The following is a 3,163-nucleotide window of genomic DNA, read 5'->3' as shown; positions in this document are numbered from 1 at the left end:
CAGTGGGCCCAGTCGGTCGGCTGGTACGTCGGACTGGCGCCGGTCGGATTCGCGGTGCGCGGCACCGACGCCTTTCGTGAAGTGATGGCGGGAGCCGGCCTGGCGTTGAAACGCGCGAGACCCCTGGCGACCGTGCCACTTCCCCGCATCACCGAATTGCTCGGGATGCCACTCGAACCACGGTTCATGGTCTCGTACATGGATATACGCAGAACTCCGGGCGCGGAACAGTGGGGCGAATGGCGGGCGTTCGCGCTGCGCAGCCGCCGCATACACCCCCACGAAGTGTTCCTCTGGATCATGCGCTCACACCGCGGCGTCTACCTGAGTTTCCGATATCCGGATACCGAGGGCATCAGAACCGCCGTTCCACGCTATATCGAACAGACCAGATGGCTCATGGAACAGATTGCCAATGAAGGCAGTGAAGACTGCCGAGGAAAGGAATCCGCAACATGCTGATGACACCGATCCTCGAATACGCTCCGGAACCCGGTGAACTGGTCGAATTCCGGGTACCCGCCGCGGTACTGGCGGTCACCGCAACGGCGCCCGAGCACCCGGCCCCGCCGTCCTACGTACAGGAGAACCACATCTGGCGGCGGCTGGCCAACCAGATGGCGGGCAAACGGCACTCGGGGTGGCTGGGCATCGTGTTCGACGTGCCCGGCAGACTCGACACCGGGGCGATGGCAACGGCGCTGGAGAAATGGGCCACACTGCTGACCTGGTTCGACGTGGAAACGGTCGCAACAGGGGCGGACACCCTTCCACGCCTGCGGCGCCATGCGCTCAACCCGGAAACGGAAACGTTGTGACCCCTGTTGGACGCAGCCGTGACCCCTTGGCGACCAGTTTCTCGGCTTCGGCGATGGACCGATGGCCGGGCACGAGCACGCTCCTTCGGGCCGTCTGAGAAGCCATGAGACATTGACGGCACGCAACCCGCTCATGGCCCAATGCGCATGAAAGCCATGGCGACAGCCGACCACCGGCCGAGCGGCGCTCGCGGCGCCGCTCTTCGTGATGCGGCGCAAGCTGTTACGGGCCCTCAGCTGCATCGTGGGAAATGATCTTGACGAGCGCGGGATGGCGACGGCTAGAAGTCTGATGAAGATCTTGGTGAGGGCCCGATCATCGCCCAGGACGTCGAGCCCGTCACCCACCGGGACACGCCCGAGCAACTGGTCCGCAACGGGCGGGACATCGAGCGGCGCGTGCTGGCCAGGGCTGTCCGCCATCATCTGGAGAGCCGAGTGCTCCTCAACGGACGTACGACCGTGGTTTTCCCGGACTGACGGTTCCGTTGCGGGCGCCGCCTGGAGCAGCGCCCGTAACAGTCCGTCCTGGCCTCCGAGCGACGGCAGCGCGGTGCAGCCGTGCTCCTGGCAGAGGCGGTGGAAGATTTCCTCCGCAGGCCGCTGCTCATGGCCGCGGCGACGAGCAGCGTTGAGCGACTACGGCCTCCGGCTCGAGTGAGGCGCCCCCAGGGCTTCCGCAACAGTCAATCGGACTCGACACCGGATCGCGTCTGCCGGCCGATCTCACTGGTGCCACCGGCCTGACCAGCGTCTTCACCACCGCTCTGCGCAGGCTGCGCCCGCGCGGCACCGGCCACGAGCCGGGCCGGGTCGCGGTCGATCTCGCCGTGATGCTCGCCGACGGCGGCGAGACCATCACTGAGCCGAAGGGCACGCGCGCAAAAGCTGGACTTCGACACGCTGGTGTCTGATCTGCAGGCACAGGCGTTGCGTCTTTCTCAGACGGACTCAGTACACCTTCGCCCCATGGTGATCACCATTCCGCGACCGCACAGACAAGGAGCTCGCTGAGTCCGCGTTGTGCCTTTGCTACCCGCGCAGCTTGACAGAACTGCCATCAAGATCGATTCCCGTGTCGGAACCGGTCAGGCGCCTTGCGCAGCGCGCGGCGGCCGCGGCTCTGGCCGCACCAAGAACCTCATACGAGCACCGGCGTGGATTCCGGAGCGTCGGTGTCGACCAGCACCACGTCATTCTTCGCGTCATAGGAGACGCCGACGCTGTAGTCGACCGTGTTGTCAGCGATCCAGCCTTTCGCCGTGACCTCCTGCTCGAGCTGCTGCTCCTCGTCCTTGGTGAACTGGCTGATATAGCCCAGGACGTTCATACCGGCCGGGAACTTCGACTCGAGCTGGTCCCCGTCGGCGGGGGGTGTGTCCGCGGGCAGCGCGAGCATCGTCAGGGAGCCGTCGTCGGCTGTGTAGACCCCGAGGGGGTGGTACTGCTGGGCGACATCGTCGAGGGTCTGGTACTGCTCCTGGCTCGTCGCCGACGTGGACGTGGCCGACTCATCGTCCGCATATGCGGCGACGGGTGATGCCAGGGACACCGTGGCAGTCGCGGCCGCCGCGACCAGCGCCGCGGCGAGGCGCCTTCTTCTCGTTGTGGTTCTCACTTTTTCTCTTTCTCGCAGAGGGAACCGACGGCCGGATCGGCAGGGTCGGCTCACGAAGGAGATGAATTTTGCGAACGGCGTGCGGGCCACCGCGTTCGACCCATTGGGCCCGGTAACCGAAGGTGACCGGGGCCGCCCGGCGGGTCGGACCGCTTCAGAAGAACGAGAGCGCTCTCACCGAAGGAGGAGACAAGCGCTTCCACCAGCGTCGCTCATCCGCGTGTGGCCTGAGGGCGTGAGGCTCTCGGTGCCCGGGACGGTCTGAGCGGCACCGGCTCGCAGGTTGCGCTTTTTGCGAGCCCGCCCTGCGTGCTGTGCTTCATGCCGCAAAGCATCGGTGCGCACCCGTTCCCGCACATGCGTAGTTCTACGGGGGGTGCTTACCTGATTTTTATAGGGCGGGTACCTGGTTCGCCGTCCACCAGGCCGCGACCTGGGTCCGGCGGCTGCAGCCGAGCTTGGTCATGATGCTGTCCATGTGCCCGTCGACCGTACGCGGCGACAGCACCAACTGGGCGGCGATCTGCCGGTTGGTCATGCCCTCGGCGACCAGCGCGGCGACCTGCCGCTCCCGGCGGCTGAGCGGGCACGGCGCGGTGGCGGCCGGGGCGGTCCGCCCGCTGTCGGCCCCGGTGCTCGTGTCCAGGGCGAGGGCGATGGCCCGGGCCGGGCTGTCGTGCCGGGCGCCTTCCGCTAGGGCCTTCTCGTATCCGGCCGGGCCCAGAGC

The 3,163-nt window shown here is 66.7% G+C and carries 4 protein-coding genes and 2 pseudogenes; 3 read left to right on the top strand and 3 right to left on the bottom strand.

The window, feature by feature from the left end; translation table 11 throughout:
- The 3 genes and pseudogenes from M8J73_RS43405 to purU form a co-directional block, all read left to right on the top strand.
- Positions 1–462, top strand: a pseudogene (locus M8J73_RS43405) (hypothetical protein); the annotation flags it as partial.
- A complete protein-coding gene (locus M8J73_RS43400; protein WP_055540575.1) occupies positions 456–818 on the top strand; it encodes a hypothetical protein in 363 nt (120 codons plus the stop codon). The pseudogene M8J73_RS43405 and the gene M8J73_RS43400, both read left to right, overlap by 7 nt.
- Before the next feature lie 297 nt (positions 819–1,115).
- Positions 1,116–1,298 (top strand): annotated as a pseudogene (gene purU, locus M8J73_RS43395) (formyltetrahydrofolate deformylase); the annotation flags it as partial.
- Between the two features lie 206 nt (positions 1,299–1,504).
- On the opposite strand, the gene M8J73_RS45720 reads toward purU, so the two are convergent.
- The 3 genes from M8J73_RS45720 to M8J73_RS43380 form a co-directional block, all read right to left on the bottom strand.
- Positions 1,505–1,720 (bottom strand): hypothetical protein, encoded by a 216-nt coding sequence (locus M8J73_RS45720; RefSeq protein ID WP_157873215.1) that lies wholly within the window; start codon positions 1,718–1,720, stop codon positions 1,505–1,507.
- A gap of 239 nt (positions 1,721–1,959) precedes the next feature.
- Positions 1,960–2,436 carry a hypothetical protein gene (locus tag M8J73_RS43385; protein WP_157873216.1) on the bottom strand — a complete coding sequence of 159 codons (477 nt, stop codon included), beginning with the start codon at positions 2,434–2,436 and terminating at the stop codon, positions 1,960–1,962.
- Between the two features lie 391 nt (positions 2,437–2,827).
- Positions 2,828–3,163, bottom strand: a 336-nt coding sequence (locus M8J73_RS43380) for a helix-turn-helix domain-containing protein (protein WP_249829874.1), incomplete at its 5' end; no start/stop codon positions are given.

The sequence above is a fragment of the Streptomyces neyagawaensis genome (assembly GCF_023516595.1).
Lineage (GTDB): Bacteria > Actinomycetota > Actinomycetes > Streptomycetales > Streptomycetaceae > Streptomyces > Streptomyces neyagawaensis.
This window is presented reverse-complemented; position numbering and strand designations above follow the sequence as displayed.